The organism is Stenotrophomonas maltophilia (genome assembly GCF_006970445.1).
Taxonomy (GTDB): domain Bacteria; phylum Pseudomonadota; class Gammaproteobacteria; order Xanthomonadales; family Xanthomonadaceae; genus Stenotrophomonas; species Stenotrophomonas maltophilia_AU.
Genome location: NZ_CP033877.1, coordinates 3,029,084 through 3,047,111, shown reverse-complemented (window position 1 = coordinate 3,047,111; position 18,028 = coordinate 3,029,084). Strand labels below are relative to the sequence as shown.

General features: G+C 68.0%; 16 protein-coding genes. 9 read left to right on the top strand and 7 right to left on the bottom strand.

All coding sequences use genetic code 11. The annotated features are described in order from the left end of the window. The first annotated feature begins 54 nt into the window (after positions 1 to 54). The gene (locus EGM71_RS14060) at positions 55 to 951 is read left to right on the top strand and encodes a M48 family metallopeptidase (RefSeq protein ID WP_188485411.1); all 897 of its coding nucleotides are present in this window, start codon (positions 55 to 57) and stop codon (positions 949 to 951) included. Positions 952 to 1,530: 579 nt separating this feature from the next. On the opposite strand, the gene xseA is transcribed toward EGM71_RS14060, so the two are convergent. The 3 genes from xseA to queG form a co-directional block, all read right to left on the bottom strand. Further along, entirely contained in the window at positions 1,531 to 2,862 is a 1,332-nt protein-coding gene (gene xseA, locus EGM71_RS14055) for an exodeoxyribonuclease VII large subunit (protein ID WP_188485410.1), read from the bottom strand. A 112-nt stretch (positions 2,863 to 2,974) separates the two neighbouring features. Continuing rightward, on the bottom strand, positions 2,975 to 3,460 hold the full coding sequence (locus EGM71_RS14050; RefSeq protein WP_223224475.1) for a CPCC family cysteine-rich protein: 486 nt from the start codon (positions 3,458 to 3,460) through the stop codon (positions 2,975 to 2,977). A 25-nt stretch (positions 3,461 to 3,485) separates the two neighbouring features. After that, positions 3,486 to 4,553: a tRNA epoxyqueuosine(34) reductase QueG gene (gene queG, locus EGM71_RS14045; RefSeq protein WP_188485409.1), complete on the bottom strand. Its 1,068-nt coding sequence runs from the start codon at positions 4,551 to 4,553 to the stop codon at positions 3,486 to 3,488. A 23-nt stretch (positions 4,554 to 4,576) separates the two neighbouring features. Between queG and EGM71_RS14040 the strand changes: the two genes are divergently transcribed. From EGM71_RS14040 to EGM71_RS14015, 6 genes are all read left to right on the top strand, one after another. Continuing rightward, positions 4,577 to 6,061 (top strand): NAD(P)H-hydrate dehydratase, encoded by a 1,485-nt coding sequence (locus tag EGM71_RS14040; protein WP_188485408.1) that lies wholly within the window; start codon positions 4,577 to 4,579, stop codon positions 6,059 to 6,061. Next, positions 6,058 to 6,540, top strand: coding sequence for a tRNA (adenosine(37)-N6)-threonylcarbamoyltransferase complex ATPase subunit type 1 TsaE (gene tsaE / locus EGM71_RS14035; RefSeq protein ID WP_188485407.1), 483 nt, complete (start codon positions 6,058 to 6,060; stop codon positions 6,538 to 6,540). The genes EGM71_RS14040 and tsaE overlap by 4 nt, the downstream gene beginning before the upstream one ends. Before the next feature lie 82 nt (positions 6,541 to 6,622). Continuing rightward, positions 6,623 to 8,185, top strand: coding sequence for an N-acetylmuramoyl-L-alanine amidase (locus EGM71_RS14030; RefSeq protein ID WP_188485406.1), 1,563 nt, complete (start codon positions 6,623 to 6,625; stop codon positions 8,183 to 8,185). Between the two features lie 98 nt (positions 8,186 to 8,283). After that, positions 8,284 to 10,185: a DNA mismatch repair endonuclease MutL gene (gene mutL, locus EGM71_RS14025; RefSeq protein ID WP_188485405.1), complete on the top strand. Its 1,902-nt coding sequence runs from the start codon at positions 8,284 to 8,286 to the stop codon at positions 10,183 to 10,185. Between the two features lie 11 nt (positions 10,186 to 10,196). Next, positions 10,197 to 11,126 carry a DUF1684 domain-containing protein gene (locus EGM71_RS14020; protein WP_188485404.1) on the top strand — a complete coding sequence of 310 codons (930 nt, stop codon included), beginning with the start codon at positions 10,197 to 10,199 and terminating at the stop codon, positions 11,124 to 11,126. A gap of 2 nt (positions 11,127 to 11,128) precedes the next feature. Next, positions 11,129 to 12,091: a TraB/GumN family protein gene (locus EGM71_RS14015; RefSeq protein WP_188485403.1), complete on the top strand. Its 963-nt coding sequence runs from the start codon at positions 11,129 to 11,131 to the stop codon at positions 12,089 to 12,091. A gap of 75 nt (positions 12,092 to 12,166) precedes the next feature. Here EGM71_RS14015 and phaR read toward each other — a convergent pair whose 3' ends face one another. The 3 genes from phaR to gluQRS all read right to left on the bottom strand — a co-directional run bounded on the left by phaR (position 12,167) and on the right by gluQRS (position 14,568). Next, positions 12,167 to 12,706, bottom strand: coding sequence for a polyhydroxyalkanoate synthesis repressor PhaR (gene phaR / locus EGM71_RS14010; protein WP_188489852.1), 540 nt, complete (start codon positions 12,704 to 12,706; stop codon positions 12,167 to 12,169). Positions 12,707 to 12,889: 183 nt separating this feature from the next. After that, positions 12,890 to 13,630, bottom strand: coding sequence for an acetoacetyl-CoA reductase (gene phbB, locus EGM71_RS14005; protein WP_188485402.1), 741 nt, complete (start codon positions 13,628 to 13,630; stop codon positions 12,890 to 12,892). Positions 13,631 to 13,647: 17 nt separating this feature from the next. After that, positions 13,648 to 14,568, bottom strand: a complete 921-nt coding sequence (gene gluQRS / locus EGM71_RS14000) for a tRNA glutamyl-Q(34) synthetase GluQRS (protein ID WP_188485401.1) — start codon at positions 14,566 to 14,568, stop codon at positions 13,648 to 13,650. Between the two features lie 93 nt (positions 14,569 to 14,661). Between gluQRS and htpX the strand changes: the two genes are divergently transcribed. Next, complete coding sequence (gene htpX, locus EGM71_RS13995; RefSeq protein ID WP_188485400.1) at positions 14,662 to 15,528, top strand: protease HtpX; 867 nt, start codon at positions 14,662 to 14,664, stop codon at positions 15,526 to 15,528. A 742-nt stretch (positions 15,529 to 16,270) separates the two neighbouring features. On the opposite strand, the gene EGM71_RS13990 is transcribed toward htpX, so the two are convergent. Further along, the gene (locus tag EGM71_RS13990) at positions 16,271 to 17,098 is read right to left on the bottom strand and encodes an inositol monophosphatase family protein (protein WP_188485399.1); all 828 of its coding nucleotides are present in this window, start codon (positions 17,096 to 17,098) and stop codon (positions 16,271 to 16,273) included. Between the two features lie 120 nt (positions 17,099 to 17,218). Between EGM71_RS13990 and EGM71_RS13985 the strand changes: the two genes are divergently transcribed. Beyond that, a complete protein-coding gene (locus EGM71_RS13985) occupies positions 17,219 to 17,989 on the top strand; it encodes an RNA methyltransferase (protein WP_188485398.1) in 771 nt (256 codons plus the stop codon). Positions 17,990 to 18,028 lie beyond the last annotated feature (39 nt).

Here is an 18,028-nt window from a genome sequence, read left to right as displayed (position 1 = left end):
GCACTAAGATTGCGCCGTGCCCGCCGGCCGGCGGGGCCTGCTGGAAGACCACCGATGCGCAACGATCCCTTTTCCCGCTCGCCGCAAGGCCCGCAGCGGCGCGGCCTGTTCGGCAACATCCGCTGGTGGGTGCTGTTGCTGGCCGCAGGTTATGCGGTGTTCTACTGGTTCTCCAATCGCACTGTCGATCCTTACACCGGGGAGAAGGTGATGATCGACAGCAGCCTGGACGCGCGCCAGGAGACCGCGCTCGGGCTGCAGGCCTACCAGCAGATCCTGTCGCAGGAACGGCCGATGGATCCGAGTGCGCCGATCGCGCGCGATGTGCGCGACATCGCGCAGCGCCTGATTGCCAAGGTGGACGTGGTGGAGACCGCGCTGGCACAGGAGCACGGCGTGCAGCCGGCGCATTTCGCGCGGGATTTCCAGTGGGAAGTGAATGTGATCCCGTCCGAGCAGGCCAATGCGTTCTGCCTGCCGGGCGGCAAGATGGCGGTTTACACCGGCCTGGTGCCGGTGGCGCGTACGCGTGACGCGATGGCGGTGGTGATGGGCCATGAGATCGCCCATGCGCTTCTACGCCATGGTGCACAGCGGATGGCGCAGCAGAAGCTGACCCAGATCGGGCAGATGGCCGGTGCCGCCAGCGGCATGGATGCGCAGCAGCAACAGATGATGATGTCGGCGATGGGCTATGGGTATCTGTTGCCCTATGCGCGCAGCCACGAGACGCAGGCCGATGAAGTGGGGCTGATGCTGGCCGCAGCGGCCTGCTTCGATCCCCGCGAGGCGGTGCCGCTGTGGCAGCGCATGGGCCAGGCCGGTGGCGGCCAGGCGCCGCCGGAGTTCGCTTCCACCCACCCGAACCCGGGCACCCGCATCCAGAACCTGCAGGCACTGATGCCGAAGGCGCTCGAGTACCGGCAGAAATTCTGCGAGCAGGCAAAGTAGGGTGGGCGGCAGGGCTGCGCCCTGCACCTGCCGAAGCAACAGCAACAGCAACAGCAACAGCAACAGCAACAGCAACAGCGTGCATTCCGTGGGATGGCGGGGTGGGTCCGGTTGCGGGAGACGCCGTAAACCCGTCCCTGGGGGCTTGGCCGCGGCATCCATGCCGCGGACACTCCCGCAACCGGACCCACCCCGCCTTCGACAGATTCTCGCGATCTGTCGGAATGGCGTGGGGTCAGATCCGTTTTCCTGCGGAAAACGGATCTGACCCCGAATTGATTCGATATCTGACAGAGATTCATCCACGCACGGCGTGGATCTACCGTGTCGACCAAGGTCGACACCTACCAACAGCCTCCGGAATCTGTCAGAGGTGGGGCGGTGTGGCTGCGCAGGACCGTTGGCGCCATGGATGGCGCCATCGAGCCCCCAGGGATGGGTTTACGGCGTGTCCTGCACAGCCACACCGCCCCGCCAAACCATCAGCAATCCAGAGCCGCTTTGGCTGTTGCTGTTGAGGTTGCCGGCCAGCGGCCGGCACTACCGTGGGTGCAGGGCGCAGCCCTGCCGAACCCCCTTTTACTTGACCTGCACGTCGATCACGCCGTCGCCGACGCGGGCCTGCAGGGCGTCACCGGGCTGTACCTGGTCGACCTTCCGCACCAGGGTACCGTCATCGCTGCGGGTCAGGATGCTGTAGCCACGCGCCACGGTGGCCAGCGGGCTGACCGCTTCCAGTGAGCGCGCCAGACCGCGCAGGCGCAGTGCATCGCGCTCCAGCAGACGCTGCATCGCGGCCTGCGGCCGCCCACGGAGGGCGGCCAGACGGCGCTGCATCGTGTCGAGCTGGCGCTGCGGATGGTGCCCGCGCAGGATCGCCGCCGCATGGCGCAGGCGCGCAGCACGGCGCTCCTGCTGCTGGTTGAACGCGGCATGCAGGCGCCGGCCCAGATCGAGCTGGCGTCGACGCAGCAGATCCAGTCGTGCCTGCGGGCTCTGGGCGTTCAGGCGCAACAGGGCGCGGTCGGCGCGCTGCATCGCCTGCTGCATCGCATGCCGTTGCAGCTGCACCATGCGCGCGGCCGTGCGGCGCAGGCGCAGCGCCAGTTCGCGCTGGTCCGGGACCAGCAGCTCGGCCGCCACCGATGGCGTTGGCGCGCGCAGGTCGGCGGCGAAGTCGCTGAGGCTGAAGTCGGTCTCGTGGCCCACCGCCGACACCACCGGGGTGCGACTGGCAGCGATCGCACGGGCGAGCGCTTCGTCATTGAATGCCCACAGGTCTTCCAGCGAACCGCCGCCGCGGGTCAACAGGATCACGTCGTAGCGGCCACTGGCGTCGGCAGACTGCAGCAGCCGGGTGATCTGTGCCGCGGCGCTGCTGCCCTGCACCAGGGTCGGCAACAGGTCCACTTCCAACAGCGGGAAGCGGCGGCCGAGCACGCTCAGCACGTCGCGCACGGCGGCGCCGGTGGGCGAGGTGATCACCGCCAGGCGCTGCACGTGTGCCGGCAGCGGCCGCTTGCGTGCCGGGTCGAACAGGCCTTCGGCCTCCAGGCGTGCCTTCAGTTCCTCGAACGCGCGGCGCAGCGCGCCTTCGCCGGCCTCCTCCATGTGGTCCAGCACCATCTGGTACTCGCCACGGGCGTCGTACAGGGTCACCTTGCCGCGCACCAGCACGCGCATGCCTTCGCGCGGCACGAACTTCAGGTACTGCGCCTTCATCCGGAACATTGCGGCACGCAGCTGCGCACGCGCGTCCTTCAGGGTGAAATACAGATGCCCGGAGGCAGGACGCGCCACGCTGCCCAGCTCGGCCTCGACCCAGATTGCCGGGAAGCTGCCTTCCAGCAGGTCGCGGGCCAGGGTGTTGAGCTGGCTGGGGGTGAGGATGTCGTTGTTGCGTGGCTGCATGGGAACGGCGTGCTGCGGGCGGAACGGGGGCTCAGGATCGCACGTCAGCGCGCAGGGATCACGCCCACTGGAAATCCGGTCACTGCAATGTGGGTGACGCCGCAGGCCGCGGCTACGGCTGAAGGTACAGAAGGGTGCCTGCCTGCACCCGGCTGGCGAAGTCCGCACTGGTTCTGAATGCACTCATCGTGACGTGGTTGCAGCCGCTGTACTCGTCGCCGGCGGTGCCGTCGTTCTGCCAGAGGCAGACCGGGCAGATTTCGAAGAAGGCGTCTTCTTCATCCGTGAATACCAGACACGTGCACGCAGGGCAGCAGAGGCCGACGAGTGATGCATCGGCGTGGTCGGTGATCCGTATCGCAGCTCCGGTGAGCGCAGCAATGGTGCGCTCCCAATGAGCATTCCTGATCAAGGGGCTGAACGCCAGTGTATCGCGCAGTGCCGCGTTGAATTCCGCGCGTATCGCCACTGCGGGATCCGGTTCCTCGATCAGGCCGAGCTCGACAAGCGATTGCGCCCGCTGCTCGGCTGTCATGCCCAGCAGTGCGTGGGTGCGCAGGAAGTCGATGACATCCGCGTAGCGGAGTTCAATCGGCATGCTCGCATGCCCGGGGGCGGGAGCCTCAGCCGGCATGTTGCTGCAGCGCCCACTGCACGTGTTCACGCACCAGCGGCGAGGGATCGTCGATGCGGGTCTGCAGGGCGGCCAGCGCTTCGGCCGAAGACGGTGCATTGCCCAGCGCCACGGCGATGTTGCGCAACCATCGCTCATGGCCGCTGCGCCGGATCGGGCTGCCTTCGGTGCGGCGCAGGAACTCGGCTTCATCCCAGGCGAACAGCTGGTCCAGCTGCGCGGTATCGAGGTTGTTGCGTGCGCGGAAATCGGCTTCGTCGGTGCGCTTGGCGAACTTGTTCCAGGGGCAGACCAGCTGGCAGTCGTCGCAGCCGTAGATGCGGTTGCCGATCAACGGGCGCATCTCTTCGGGAATGGCGCCATCGTGCTCGATGGTCAGGTAGGAAATACAGCGCCGTGCGTCCAGCCGCTGCGGGCCGGTGATGGCCTGGGTCGGGCAGACATCGATGCAGCGCGTACAGGTACCGCAGTGCGCCGTGGCCGGTGTATCGATCGGCAACGGGATATCGATGTAGATCTCGCCGATGAAGAACCAGGAACCGCCATGGCGGTCGATCAGGCAGGTGTGCTTGCCGATCCAGCCGAGCCCGGCATTGCGCGCCAGTGCGCGTTCCAGCACCGGTGCCGAATCGACGAACACGCGATAGCCCAGCGGTGCCACTTCATCATTGATCTGCGTGGCCAGCTTCTGCAGGCGGTTGCGCATCAGCTTGTGGTAGTCGCGGCCCAGCGCGTAGCGCGCCACGTAGGCGCGGCCGGGATCGGCCAGGGTCGCCCAGGCTTCGGTGTCGTCCTTGTGGCTGTAATCCATGCCCACCGAGATCACCCGCACGGTGCCTGGCAGCAGTTCGGCCGGTCGTGCGCGCAAGGTGCCGTGGCGCGCCATCCAGTCCATCGTGCCGTACAGGCCCTGGCCCAGCCAGTCGGCCAGGTGTGCTTCATCCTCGCCCAGTTCGATACCGGCGATGCCGCAGCGTTGGAAGCCATGCGCACGGGCCAGTTCGCGGATGCGCTGCACGGCCTGGGCCGGATCGACAGGGGTAGGGGCGGGGAACATGTGCACCAGTATAAAATCCCTGCATGGCCAACCTTGCCGATCTGTTCGATTCCGCTGCCGCGCGTGCGCTTGATGCCCAGGCGTCCAGCCTGGCGGGAGATGCTGGCTGGGAACTGATGGCGCAGGCCGGCCAGGCCGCCTGGCAGTGCCTGCTGCAGCAGTGGCCGCAGGCGCGGCGGATCGGCGTGGCGGTCGGCACGGGCAACAACGGGGGCGATGGCCATGTGCTGGCCCGTCACGCGCTGCAGGCCGGGCGCGAGGTGGTGGTGATCGCCCTGCCGGGCAGGCCGCCGTCGACCTCGCTGGCACAGCGTGCCGCATCGGAGTTCAGGTCCGCAGGCGGCACCACTGCCGATTTCGACGGCACGCTGCGCGAGGCCGACATCTGGGTCGATGCCCTGTTCGGGCTGGGCTTCGATCGCGCGCCGGAGGGTGCGGCGCAGGCACTGATCATTGCGCTCAATGCGCAGGTGGCACCGGTGCTGGCGCTGGACGTGCCCAGTGGCGTCGATGCCGATCGCGGTGCCGTACCGGGCGTGGCCGTGAAGGCCGCTTTGACCCTGCAGTTCATCGTGCCGCATCGCGGGCTGTATACCGGCGACGCGCTGGATCATTGTGGCCAGAAGACGCTGGCGCCGCTGCAGCTACCCGCGGCCGCATGGCAGGGCGTGGCACCCGCTGCAGAGCGCTGGACGCAGGCTCGCTTGCCGGCACTGCTGCCACCGCGCCGCGCCAACACCCACAAGGGTGAATCCGGGCACGTGCTGTGCGTCGGTGGCAACCATGGCAGCGGCGGTGCCATCGCGATGGCGGCCGAAGCCGCGTTGCGCGCAGGTGCAGGGCTGTTGAGCCTGGGCACCCGCCGCGACCACGTCGGTCCACTGCTGGCTCGGCTGCCGGAGGCGATGACCCACGCATTGGAAGACGGCGATGCGCTGCCGGCGTTGCTGGACAAGGCAAAGGTGGTGGCGATCGGGCCCGGTCTGGGCCAGGACGAATGGGCACGCGCCTTGTTTGCGCGGGTGCTGGCCAGCACCAAACCACTGGTGGTTGATGCTGACGCCCTGAACCTGCTGGCGCAGGATCCGCGTGCCTTGCCCGGCGCCGTCCTCACGCCGCACCCGGGTGAGGCCGCACGACTGCTCGGCTGCAGCACCAGCGACATCCAGGCTGATCGCTACGCCTGTGCGCAGACGCTGGCCGAGCGTTTCCATGCGGTGGTGGTCTTGAAGGGCGCCGGCAGTATCGTGGCAGCGCCGGGGCAAACGCCCCGGTTGATCGCTGCCGGCAATCCCGGGATGGCCGTGGGGGGCATGGGCGACCTGCTCACGGGCATCATCGCCGGCCTGCGCGCGCAGGGCCTTGCGGCCTTCGATGCCGCGGCGGCGGGCGCGTTGCTGCATGCGCTGGCCGGCGACGCGGCTGCCGCTGACGGCGCGCGCGGCCTGCTTCCTACTGATCTGCTGGCGCCGTTGCGGCGACTGGCCAACCCGGAACTCTCTCCATGACCGATTTCCTCCTTGCCGACAGCGACGCCACCGAACTGCTCGGGCAGTGGCTGGCGGCCACCCGGCCGCCGCAGGCGCTGATCGAACTGCGCGGCGACCTGGGTGCCGGCAAGTCCACCACGGCCCGCGCGCTGCTGCGCGCGTTGGGCGTGCAGGGCGCGATCCGCAGCCCCACCTACACCCTGGTCGAGCGCTATCCGCTGGCCAGTGGCGGTGAAGCGTGGCACCTGGACCTGTACCGCATCGGCCAGGCCGGTGAGCTGGATTTCCTCGGCCTGGACGAGGGCAGCGCGGTCTTGTGGCTGGTCGAATGGCCGGAACGGGGCGCCGGCGCGCTGCCACCGACCGACCTGGTGGTGGCGCTGGAGATCGAGGGGCAGGGGCGTCGCGTCCGTCTCACCGGGGCCAGCGACGTTGGACATGAATGGCTGAAACGGCTGCCGCAAGGGGGCGACTTGCAGGCCATTTCTGTCGGCTGACGAGAACAAAGACCGGCAGGTTACGGATTATTAAGGAAAAAGGTGTTGCATTCCGTTCAGCGCGGTGATTGAATCCTGAGCCATGCGCCTGGGGAACCGTCTCATCGCCATCTGTGCCGCCGTCGGACTGGGTCTGGCGAGCGTCAGTGCGTGGGCGGGTGAAGTCCGCCAGGTCCTGCTGAACACCGGCGCTACCGGCACCCGTGCCGAGATCTCGCTGGTCGGCAGTGGCGGTTACAAGACCCTCTCGCTGGCGGGCCCGAACCGTCTGGTGGTCGATTTCCCCGACTCCAGCGCGATACGCAACCTGAAAATGCCGGCCGCGAAGGGCGTGGTGACGGCGGTGCGTACCGGACAGCCGGTCCCGGGCACTTTCCGTGTCGTCTTCGACCTCGCCGAATCGGTGGCGCCGTTCCGCCCGCAGATGCAGCGCGAGGGCAATGAATCCAAGCTGGTGATCGAATGGCCGGGTGATGGCCCGGCCGTGGCCACCAGCCGCCCGGCGCCGGCTGTTCAGCCGCCTGCATCCGCGGCGGGTGCTTCGCCTGCACCCACGCCGGCCGAGAACGCGCAGTCGCGCACCGATGCCGCGCGTGCCACGGCCCTGCTGACCGCACAGGTGCAGCAGCAGGCCAGCGCCAGCGCCGCCGCACCGGCCACGCCGACCCCGGCACCGACCACCGCGCCAGCCCAGGTCGCTGCGGCAGGCGTCGCGGCCAGCAGCACGCCTTCGTCTTCGCCGGCTGCGATCCTCGCCGGCCAGCGCACCGCCGCAGTGGTGACCACGCCGCCGGCCACGGTTCCCGCACCGGCGCCGACGCCGGCCGAATCGCCGCGTCCGGCCATGCCCAGCGATGCATCGCGCATCCGCATGCAGGCCGGCATGCGCCACCTGGTGGTAGCAATCGATCCCGGTCACGGTGGCCAGGACCCGGGTGCGATCGGCCCGACCGGCAAGCGCGAGAAGGATGTCACCCTGGCGGTGGCGCGTGAGCTGGCCCGCCAGGTCAATGCGACGCCGGGCCTGAAGGCCTACCTGACGCGCGACAGCGACGTGTTCATTCCGCTGCCGATGCGTGCGCAGAAGGCACGTGCGAACAAGGCGGACATCTTCATCTCGATCCATGCCGACGCGGCTGAAAACCGTTCGGCCACGGGCTCGTCGGTCTACGTGCTGTCGACCAAGGGCGCCTCTTCGCAGCGTGCCCGCTGGCTGGCGGACAAGGAAAACGCGGCCGACCTGGTCGGCGGCGTGCGCCTGCAGCAGACCGAAGGCACCCTGGCCAACGTGCTGCTGGATCTGGCGCAGAGCGGCTACATGAAAGCGTCTGAAGACGCGGCCGGCCACGTGCTGGGCGGCCTGAAGCGGATCGGCAACAACCACAAGCCGAACATCGAACGCGCCAACTTCGCGGTGCTGCGTACCTCGGACATGCCGGCGATGCTGGTGGAAACCGCGTTCATCTCCAATCCGGATGAAGAGCGCCGCCTGATGGACCCGGCTTACCAGCGCAAGGTCGCTGGCGCCGTACTGGACGGTGTGCACACCTTCTTCAGCCGCCAGCCGCCGCCGGGCACGTTGTATGCCGCCCGCGCCCAGGCCGAGATCGACGCGGCCGGCACCATGGCCGGCGGCAGCAAGTAACCCGTGATACGCATTGCGTAGGGTAGCGCCGGGCCATGCCCGGCGGACCTGCCGCTCCGCTATCATCGACCCATGAAGTCTGCTGCCCATCACCTCCCATGAGCGCGCCCGGTCCGCGCCCGATCCGGCCGTTGCCGGACATCCTGATCAACCAGATCGCCGCTGGCGAAGTGGTCGAACGGCCCGCGTCGGTGGTCAAGGAACTGGTCGAGAACGCGATCGACGCCGGCGCCAGCCGTGTCGACATCGACCTGGAAGAGGGCGGTGTACGCCTGATCCGCATCCGCGACAACGGCAGTGGCATCGCGCCCGAACAGTTGCCCCTGGCGGTGTCGCGGCATGCGACCAGCAAGATCGCCGATCTGGACGATCTCGAATCGGTGGCCACCCTTGGTTTCCGGGGTGAGGCGCTGCCGTCGATCGCGTCGGTCAGCCGCTTCACCCTGTCCTCGCGCCGCGCGCACGACGAGCACGGTTCGGCACTGCAGATCGAAGGCGGCAAGATCGGCGAGGTGACCCCGCGCGCGCATGCGCCGGGTACCACGGTGGAAGTGCGCGAGCTGTTCTACAACGTGCCGGCGCGGCGCAAGTTCCTGCGCGCGGAGCGCACCGAACTGGGCCATATCGAAGAGTGGCTGCGTTCGCTGGCGCTGGCACGGCCGGATGTCGAGCTGCGCGTATCGCACAACGGCAAGGCCTCGCGCCGCTACAAGCCGGGCGATCTGTATTCCGATGCGCGCCTTGCCGAAACGCTGGGCGAGGATTTCGCCAACCAGGCGGTGCGCGTGGACCACAGCGGTGCCGGCCTGCGCCTGCATGGCTGGATCGCACAGCCGCACTATTCACGGGCCAGCGCCGACCAGCAATACCTGTACGTCAACGGCCGTTCGGTGCGTGACCGCAGCGTTGCCCATGCGGTGAAGATGGCCTACGGCGATGTGCTGTACCACGGCCGCCAGCCGGCCTATGTGCTGTTCCTCGAACTGGATCCGACCCGCGTCGACGTCAACGTGCACCCTGCCAAGCATGAGGTGCGCTTCCGCGATTCGCGGCTGGTCCATGATTTCGTCTATCGCACGCTGAAGGATGCGCTGGCCGATACCCGTGCCGGCGTGTCGGCGCAGGAGATCGGTGCCGGTCCCGTGCATCCGGCAGATGCCGTGGCTGCACCGATGGCATCGAGCGCGGGCGCCTCCGGTTTCGGGCTGGTGCGCGGTCCGGCACCCGGTGGCGGCTCCGGCGGTGGTGGGGGGTTCTCCGGGTGGCGACCGCAGCAGCCGCTGGGCCTGCAGGTGGCCGATGCACCGGCCGCCTATGCTGCGCTGTATGCCGCGCCGGCCGGTGCCGAACGCGGGGTGGCACTGCCACCGATGCCGACCGAGAACGGGCTGCCGGTGACCAGCGCCGACGCGGGCGTGCCGCCGCTGGGGTATGCGATCGCGCAGCTGCATGGCATCTACATCCTGGCCGAGAACGCCGAAGGCCTGATCGTGGTCGACATGCATGCGGCCCACGAACGCATCGGCTACGAGCGCCTGAAGAATGCGCACGATGGCATCGGCCTGCAATCGCAGCCGTTGCTGGTGCCGATCACGCTGGCGGTGGGCGAGCGCGAGGCCGACACCGCCGAAAGCGAAGCTGACACACTGGCGGCGCTCGGCTTCGAGGTGACCCGCGCCGGCCCCGGTTCGCTGCACGTGCGCAGCATTCCTGCACTGCTGGCGCATGCCGAACCGGAAGGGCTGCTGCGCGACGTGCTGACCGACCTGCGCGAGCACGGCCAGAGCCGCCGCGTGGCCAGCGCCCGTGACGAGCTGCTGTCGACCATGGCCTGCCATGGCGCGGTGCGTGCCAACCGGCGCCTGACCGTGCCGGAAATGAACGCGCTGCTGCGCGACATGGAAATCACCGAACGGTCCGGCCAGTGCAACCACGGCCGACCGACCTGGGCCCGTTTTTCGCTGGCGGAGATCGACCGCTGGTTCCTGCGCGGACGTTGAGGGGAGCATCGATGCGTTATCGGGGAGTGGCGGGCCTGCTGGCCGCCGTGGTGTTGGCCGCCTGCAGCCCGGCAACACCGCCGGCGCCGACGGCCGCTGAAGATCCGGCCTATGCGGCCGCGCAGCAGCAATGGCGTGTGGCGCGCTACCAGGACCTGACCCGGCCCGATGGCTGGACGGCCTTGGTGGGCCTGCACTGGCTGCAGAACAAATTCCACTTCGTCGGCAGCGGCGCCACCAACGGCATCCGCCTGACGGTCGGCCCGGACAAGCTGGGCCTGCTGCGCCGCGAAGGAACGCAGTGGTGGTTCACGCCTGAAGCCGGTGTCGATGTCAGCCACGACGGCCAGCCGGTGCGTGGCCGCATCCGCGTCGACACCGACAAGGACGCGCAGCCGACGCTGCTGGCCTTCGATGGCGGCAAGGGGCAGCTCAGCATCATCCGCCGGGGGCCGCGTGATGCACTGCGGGTCAAGCATGCCGATGCACCTGCGCGGCGTGATTTCGCCGGCCTGCAATACTGGCCGGGCGGCGCGGACTGGCAGGTGCAGGCGCGCTTCGTCGCGCATCCGCCGGGCAAGACCCTGCCCATCGTCGACATCACTGGCCTGACCACCGAGATGCCCAATGCCGGTGCGGTGGAGTTCGAACGTGATGGTCGCAGCTGGCGCCTGGAAGCGATTGGTGCGCCCGGGCAGCCACTGTTCCTGATCTTCGCCGACCGCACCAGCGGACGCGGCAGCTATCCGGCCGGGCGCTATCTGGATACCGACGCCCCCGCTGCAGACGGCACGGTGCGCATCGATTTCAACCATGCCTACAACCCACCGTGCGCGTTCACCGCCTACGCAACCTGTCCGCTGGCGCCGCCGGAAAACCGGCTGGACCTGCGCGTGGAAGCGGGCGAGAAGGCCTACCACCTGCCTGAAGGAGAAGGCTGACCATGCCGATCAAACACCTGTTCCGTACCGCGCTGTTGCTGATGGCCTGCGCGGTGGCACCTCTGGCCACGGCCCGCGATGCCCAGGCTACCCCTGCTGCGGCCACGACCACAACGGCGGCCAAGCCGCCCGTCCCGCTGTTGTGGAAAGTCACCGGCCCGGGCGATGCACGCGTGTACCTGCTGGGATCGTTCCATCTGCTGAAGCCGCAGGACTACCCCCTGTCGCCCGATGTCGAGCAGGCGTTCGAGGCCTCGCAGCGGGTGGTGTTCGAACTGTCGCCGGAAGACATGCAATCGCCGCAGCTGGCCAGCCGCATGGTGCAGGCCGCCACCCGCACCGATGGCAGCGAGTTGAAGCGTGACCTGGATGCAGCGACCTGGCAGAAGCTGCAGGCGTTCGCTGCCGAGAACCAGCTGCCGCTGGCACAGATGCAGGGCATGAAGCCCTGGTTCGTCGGCCTGAGCATTTCGGTCGGGCAGATGCAGAAGCTGGGCCTGGACCCGGCGCTGGGGTTGGACCGCCACTTCATGGAGCGCGCGCAGAAGACCGGCCGCAAGACGGCGGGCCTGGAGGACATCGATACCCAGATCGGCATGCTGGACGGGATGACGGTGCAGGAGCAACGGCAGATGCTGGCCGAAGCGCTGGACCAGGCCGGCAAGGCCGATGAGCAGGCGCGGCTGCTGCATGATGCATGGCGCCGCGGCGACGAGCGCCTGCTGTGGACCAAGATGGCGGCGGAGATGCGCCAGCAGTATCCGCAGCTGTATCAGCGCATCAATACCGGGCGCAACGATGCCTGGGTGCCGAAGCTGCAGCCGTACCTGCAGGCCGGGCAGGGCGGTACGCTGGTGGTGGTCGGCACGCTGCACCTGCTGGGCAGTGATGGCGTGGTCGAGAAGCTGAAGGCGAAGGGCTACAAGGTCGAGCGCGTGTGCACGGGGTGCAAGGCGAAACGCTGACGCATCGCTGCCGCGATTCCAAACAGAACGGCGCGCCAGGGGCGCGCCGTTTTCGTTTTCAGCCGTTGCTGCAGCTCAGCGGCGGGTCTTGCCGCCGGTACCGGTACCGGTGCCCGGTTCGCCGGGCTTGTTGCCGGTGCCGGTTCCCGTTCCGGTGCCACCCGGGCGCGGGCCACCGAAGCCGCCGCCCATGTTGCGCTGGAATTCCTGCCACAGTTCCAGGTTGCGCTCGGTCAGCTGGTTCATCATCGCCCACGGGGTCTGGCCCAGCAGGTTGCCCATCTGCTGGCGGAACTGCTGCTGCTGGTCGAGGAAGACCTGCATGCTGCGCTCCAGGTAATTGCCCATGAAGCCCTGCAGGGAATCGCCGTAGAAGCGGATCAGCTGGCTCAGCAGCTGGGTGGACAGCATCGGTTCGCCGTCCTGTTCCTGGTCGGCAATGATCTGCAGCAGGACCGATCGAGTGAGGTCGTCGCCGCTCTTGGCGTCGCGGACTTCGAAGTCTTCACCGTCCAGGATCAGCTGGCGCACGTCCTCGATGGTGATGTAGCTGGAGATCTCGGTGTCGTAGAGACGGCGGTTCGGATACTTCTTGATGATGCGGGTCGCAGCCATGAAGCGGTACTCGTCACAGTAGACGCGCAGCATGGCGCAGTGCAGCAGCGGTTGCAACCGCCCCAGCCCCCGCCAGGCTTGGCTTTCAGGGGCGATCATGTTGCGCAACAAGGGTTTGCGTGCTGCGCAGCATGACCATCGGCAGGGGCCGCCTGCGCATGCCGCAGCGACCCCCTGCGCGGCTTACCAGCCCATGTGGTGGCCGCCGTTGATGTCCAGGTTGCTGCCGGTGATCCATGAGGCTTCCTCGGCCACCAGGAAGGACACGCCATAGGCGATTTCTTCCGGCTTGCCGAGGCGCCCGGTGGGGATGTCGGCGATGATCTTCGCGCGCACGTCCTCCGGAACCGCCATCACCATGTCGGTGGCGACGTAGCCGGGCGAAATGGTGTTCACGGTGATGCCGAAGCCGGCGTTCTCGCGGGCCAACGAGATGGTGAAACCGTGCATGCCGGCCTTGGCCGCAGCATAGTTGGCCTGGCCGTACTGGCCCTTCAGGCCGTTGATCGAGCTGATCTGGATGACCCGGCCCCAGCCGCGGCGGCGCATGCCCTCGATGACCGGGCGGGTGACGTTGAACACCGAGTTGAGGTTGGTGTTGATCACATCGTGCCACTGGTCCGCGCGCATGCGGTGGAACGTCGTGTCGCGGGTGATGCCGGCGTTGTTGACCAGGATCTCGACTGGGCCCAGTTCGGCCTCGACCGCACGCACCAGCGCCTCGGCGCTGCCTGGATCAGAGACATCGCCCGGGAAGATCGACACGCTGTAGCCGCGCTCGGTCATCGCCTGCTGCCAGGCGCGGGCCTTGGCCTCGTCGCGGTAATTGGTGGCGACCCGGTGGCCCTGGTCGGCCAGGCGTTGGCAGATGGCGGTACCGATGCCGCCGGTTCCACCGGTGACCAGTGCGACGCGAGATGTCATGGAGTGCTGTCCGGGAATCAGGTGGGGGAGGGGGGATTCTGCAACATCGGCGCGGAAAGTGCGCCGGCCGGCAACAGGATGTCGGTACGCGGCAGCTGCGAGGGGTCGAACGCCCGTTGCGCCGCGTCCAGCAGCGCATCCCGGTCATCGGCGCCGTCCAGTGCGGCAGGCGCCTGGCCCAGCAGCTGCCACAGCGCACGCAGTACCGGCACCGGCCGCGTGCTGTCCACCGGCAGCGACGCCAGCGACTTGGACAGTTTGTGCCCCGGGGCATCGAGCAGCAGCGGCAGATGCCAGTAGCGCGGCACTGCCAGGCCCAGCGCCTGCTGCAGCAGGATCTGCCGCGCGGTGGAATCGAGCAGGTCGGCCCCGCGCACCACTTCGGTCACGCCCTGCGCGGCGTCATCAACCACCACGGCCAATTGGTACGCCCAGCAGCCGTCGGCACGGCGCAGCACGAAGTCGCCGACCTCGGCGTGCACGTTCTGCTGCTGCGGGCCACGCAGGCCATCGTCGAAGCGGACCACGCTGCCGGGCGGTACGCGGAAGCGGACGGCAGGGTCCGGTCGCGGCTGCCGCGCAACGCAGCGGTGGTGGATACCGCCGCTGGCGGCCAGTTCGCTGCGGCTGCAGTGGCAGATGAAGGCCAGGTCACTGGCCAGCAACACATCCAGCGCGGCCTGATAGGCCTCGCCACGGGCGCTCTGCCACAGGACCGGGCCGTCGTGGGCCAGGCCGAAGGCGGCCAGCGCCTGCAGTTGTGCCTCCGCGGCGCCAGGCACCGTGCGCGGCGGATCGACGTCTTCGATGCGCAGCCGCCACAGGCCGCCATGATGGCGGGCAAGCAGCCAGCTGCCGAAGGCGGCAAGCAGGGATCCGGGGTGGAGCAGGCCGGTCGGCGAGGGCGCGAAGCGGCCGCAGGGAACAATGGCGGTCATGCAGGCTGAATCGTCGGTCAGGTTGGCGCTTGAATTCAAGCTGAGCGCACCGCAAATTGACGGATATCGACCCCTTCCGAGCCGGATTTTCCCATGTTTACCCGTATTGCCCTGTTCCTGGCGACCAACCTCGCGGTCCTGATCCTGGCCGGCATCGTCATGTCGATCCTGGGCGTGGACTCGCGTTCGATGAGCGGCCTGCTGGTCATGGCCGGCATCTTCGGTTTCGGTGGCTCCTTCATCTCGCTGCTGCTGTCCAAGTGGATGGCCAAGCGTTCCACGGGTGCGGTGGTGATCACGGAGCCGCGCAACCAGACCGAGCGCTGGCTGCTGGCCACGGTCGAGCGCCAGGCCAAGGCGGCCGGCATCGGCATGCCGGAAGTGGCGGTCTATGACGGCCCGGAGATCAATGCCTTCGCCACCGGTGCCAACCGCAACAACGCGCTGGTGGCGGTGTCCACCGGCCTGCTGCACAACATGAGCGAAGACGAGGCCGAAGCGGTGCTGGGCCACGAAATCGCCCACGTTGCCAACGGTGACATGATCACCATGGCACTGCTGCAGGGCGTGCTGAACACCTTCGTGATCGTGCTGGCGCGCGTGGTCGGCGGCGTCATCGACAGCGCGCTGTCGGGCAACCGTGAAGGTGGCGGCCGCGGCTTCGCCTATTTCATCATCGTGTTCGTGCTGGAGATGGTGTTCGGCCTGTTCGCCACCATGATCTCGATGTGGTTCTCGCGCCACCGCGAATTCCGCGCCGATGCGGGTGGTGCCTCGCTGGCCGGTCGCCAGAAGATGATCGCCGCGCTGGAGCGCCTGCAGCTCAACCACGGCCAGAGCACGCTGCCGACCCAGATCGCGGCGTTCGGTATTGCCGGTTCGACGGCGAAGAAGCTGTTCATGAGCCACCCGCCGCTGGAAGAGCGCATCGCGGCGCTGCGGGCATCGACGGTGGCGTAAGCCTCCATGCTTCCACGGTAGTGCAGGAACGCCTGGCCTCGCGCCGGGCGTTTTTGTTTGCGCGCCGACGCATCGGTGGCGCCGGGGACGACCCGGCGAGAGTCATTTCCGCGACCGCGGAGGGGTGTTACTTTCTTTGCTCGTGCACCGCGCTGCAGGAGCAGCGTGGAACGGCGTAGCCGGCCCGTAGGGTGGCGCACATGGATGTGCGCCATCAAGAAAGTAACCAAAGAAACACGCCGCCGGGGCGCGAGCCGTCGCTACGCGACGGTTCCCTGCGCTTCTCGGTGAATCAGGGGGCGGCGCCGAACTCGCTTCGCTCAAACATCGGCGCCTCTTCGCCCCTGATTCCCCTGCGATGCTCGGCTCGCTCAAGGCGGACCCAAGGTCAATTGCCACAGCTGCACCCAGTAGATCCACGCCATGCGTGGATGCTGTTGCCCTTGATCTTGATTTTCCAGTCCGCCTTGAGCGAGCCGAGCACCGCAGGTCCGGCGAGGGCGAAGAGGTGCGGGTGTCTGAGCGCAGCGAGTTCCCGTACCGTCCCTCGACGGGCCGAGGAGCGCAGGGAACCGTCGCGTAGCGACGGCTCGCGCCCTGGCGGAGCGTTTCTTTGGTTACTTTCTTTGCGCGCAAAGAAAGTGACACCCCCCCCCGCGGTCGCGGAAACGAATCTCCGTGCGCACAAACGAAAACGGCACCTTCGCAGGTGCCGTCTCCATGAACCGCGTCTACGCGCAGATCAGAACTTCGCGTCGAACTCGGCGGCGTAGCCGGTGTTGACCAGCACCTTCTGCAGCGACTCGGCCACCTTCAGGTTGCCGGCCACGATCTGATGGGTGTCCGGGCCACGGTTGTCCATGCGGCCCAGGGTCGCGCCCTTGAAGTCGCAGACCTTGCCGCCCGCCTCGCGGACCAGCAGCAGGCCGGCGGCGATGTCCCATGCCTTCACGCCGGCTTCGAAGTAGGCGTCGGCACGGCCGCAGGCCACGTAGGCCAGGTCCAGTGCCGCCGAACCGGTGCGGCGGATGTCCTCGCCGTGCACCAGCAGGGCGTCGACCGCCTTCAGCTGGGCACTGGTACGGCTGCGCTCGCGCGGGGCAAAGCCGGTGTGGATCATCGTGCCTTCCAGGTCCTTGCGGTCGGCCACGCGGATGCGACGGTCGTTCAGCACGGCGCCCGCGCCACGGCTGGCGGTGAACAGTTCATTGCGCAGCGGGTCGAAGATGACCGCGTCGGTCGGCTCGCCGTTCTCGACCAGGGCGATCGACACGCAGTAGTGCGGCACGCCGCGCAGGTAGTTGCTGGTGCCGTCCAGCGGGTCGATGACCCACATCTGGCGGCGCTCGCCCTGCACGCCACCTTCTTCACCGAAGATGCCGTAGTCCGGGTAAGCGCGCTTGAGTTCCTTGACGATGACCTTTTCCGCGTCCGCATCCACTTCGCTGGCGTAGTCCATCCGGCCCTTCTGCACCACGTTCAGTGCCTCGAGCTTGTTGATGTTGCGCAACAGGACGTTGCCGGCGAGGCGGGCGGCCTTGACCATGACGGTTACGGCGGGTTTCTGCATGGCGTGGGCTCCCGGAAAGGCAGAAGAGATGGACTGGCGGGGGAAAAGAGCGGGTCCGGCGCAGTGGCCGGCCGCACAGTTTACCATTGGTCATCGTCCAGCTCGACCTTTTCCCTGTTCATGTCCCAGTTTCCCGCCGCCACCCGCCTCCGATTCGTCCTGGTCGGTACCCAGCACCCCGGCAACATGGGGGCCGCTGCCCGCGCCCTGAAGACCATGGGCCTGGCCCGCCTGGTGCTGGTCGCCCCCGAAAAACCACTGGACGAGGAGGCCTTCCGCCGCTCGGCCGGTGCCGAAGACGTGCTGGGGGAGGCCCCGGTGGTGGCCACCCTGGCCGAGGCCGTTGCTGATTGCCGCCTGGTGCTGGGCTGCACCGCCCGTGCCCGCCGCGTGCAGCTGGAGGAGTATCTGCCGGCCGATGCCGCCGCCAGAGCAGTGGGCAAGGCGGGCGAGGGCGCCGAGGTGGCGCTGGTGTTCGGCCGCGAGCGCACCGGCCTGACCAACGAGGAACTGCAGCTCTGCCATGCGGCGGTGCATATTCCGTCCGACCCGGAGTTCAGCTCGCTCAACCTGGCTGCCGCGGTGCAGGTGCTGGCCTATGAAACGCGCATGCAGCTGCTGGGCGCGCAGCCGGCCGCCGACGCCGAACCGGGGTTCCGGGAACAGGCGGCCAGCCATGAGCAGATGGAGAGCTTCTTCGCCCAGCTCGGCGACACCCTGGACGAGATCGATTTCCACAAGGGCCGCGCACCGGAATCGGCGATGCGCAAGCTGCGCCGCCTGTTCCTGCGCAGCGAGCCGAGCGAGCAGGAGGTGCGCCTGTTGCGCGGCATCCTCGCCGACACCCAGCGCATGGCGCGACTGGCGCAAGCGGGCAGCAAGGACAGCTGACGACGTTCTCATTTTTTCGGGTAGTCTGTCTGGATACCC

Coding starts and splice junctions, on each gene's coding strand:
- EGM71_RS14020 (WP_188485404.1), top strand. CDS start 10,197: ATGCGTTATCGGGGAGTGGCGGGCCTGCTGGCCGCCGTGGTGTTGGCC.
- EGM71_RS13985 (WP_188485398.1), top strand. CDS start 17,219: ATGTCCCAGTTTCCCGCCGCCACCCGCCTCCGATTCGTCCTGGTCGGT.
- htpX (WP_188485400.1), top strand. CDS start 14,662: ATGTTTACCCGTATTGCCCTGTTCCTGGCGACCAACCTCGCGGTCCTG.
- tsaE (WP_188485407.1), top strand. CDS start 6,058: ATGACCGATTTCCTCCTTGCCGACAGCGACGCCACCGAACTGCTCGGG.
- EGM71_RS14030 (WP_188485406.1), top strand. CDS start 6,623: ATGCGCCTGGGGAACCGTCTCATCGCCATCTGTGCCGCCGTCGGACTG.
- EGM71_RS14040 (WP_188485408.1), top strand. CDS start 4,577: ATGGCCAACCTTGCCGATCTGTTCGATTCCGCTGCCGCGCGTGCGCTT.
- xseA (WP_188485410.1), bottom strand. CDS start 2,862: ATGCAGCCACGCAACAACGACATCCTCACCCCCAGCCAGCTCAACACC.
- gluQRS (WP_188485401.1), bottom strand. CDS start 14,568: ATGACCGCCATTGTTCCCTGCGGCCGCTTCGCGCCCTCGCCGACCGGC.
- EGM71_RS14015 (WP_188485403.1), top strand. CDS start 11,129: ATGCCGATCAAACACCTGTTCCGTACCGCGCTGTTGCTGATGGCCTGC.
- queG (WP_188485409.1), bottom strand. CDS start 4,553: ATGTTCCCCGCCCCTACCCCTGTCGATCCGGCCCAGGCCGTGCAGCGC.
- EGM71_RS14050 (WP_223224475.1), bottom strand. CDS start 3,460: ATGCCGATTGAACTCCGCTACGCGGATGTCATCGACTTCCTGCGCACC.
- mutL (WP_188485405.1), top strand. CDS start 8,284: ATGAGCGCGCCCGGTCCGCGCCCGATCCGGCCGTTGCCGGACATCCTG.
- EGM71_RS14060 (WP_188485411.1), top strand. CDS start 55: ATGCGCAACGATCCCTTTTCCCGCTCGCCGCAAGGCCCGCAGCGGCGC.
- phbB (WP_188485402.1), bottom strand. CDS start 13,630: ATGACATCTCGCGTCGCACTGGTCACCGGTGGAACCGGCGGCATCGGT.
- phaR (WP_188489852.1), bottom strand. CDS start 12,706: ATGGCTGCGACCCGCATCATCAAGAAGTATCCGAACCGCCGTCTCTAC.
- EGM71_RS13990 (WP_188485399.1), bottom strand. CDS start 17,098: ATGCAGAAACCCGCCGTAACCGTCATGGTCAAGGCCGCCCGCCTCGCC.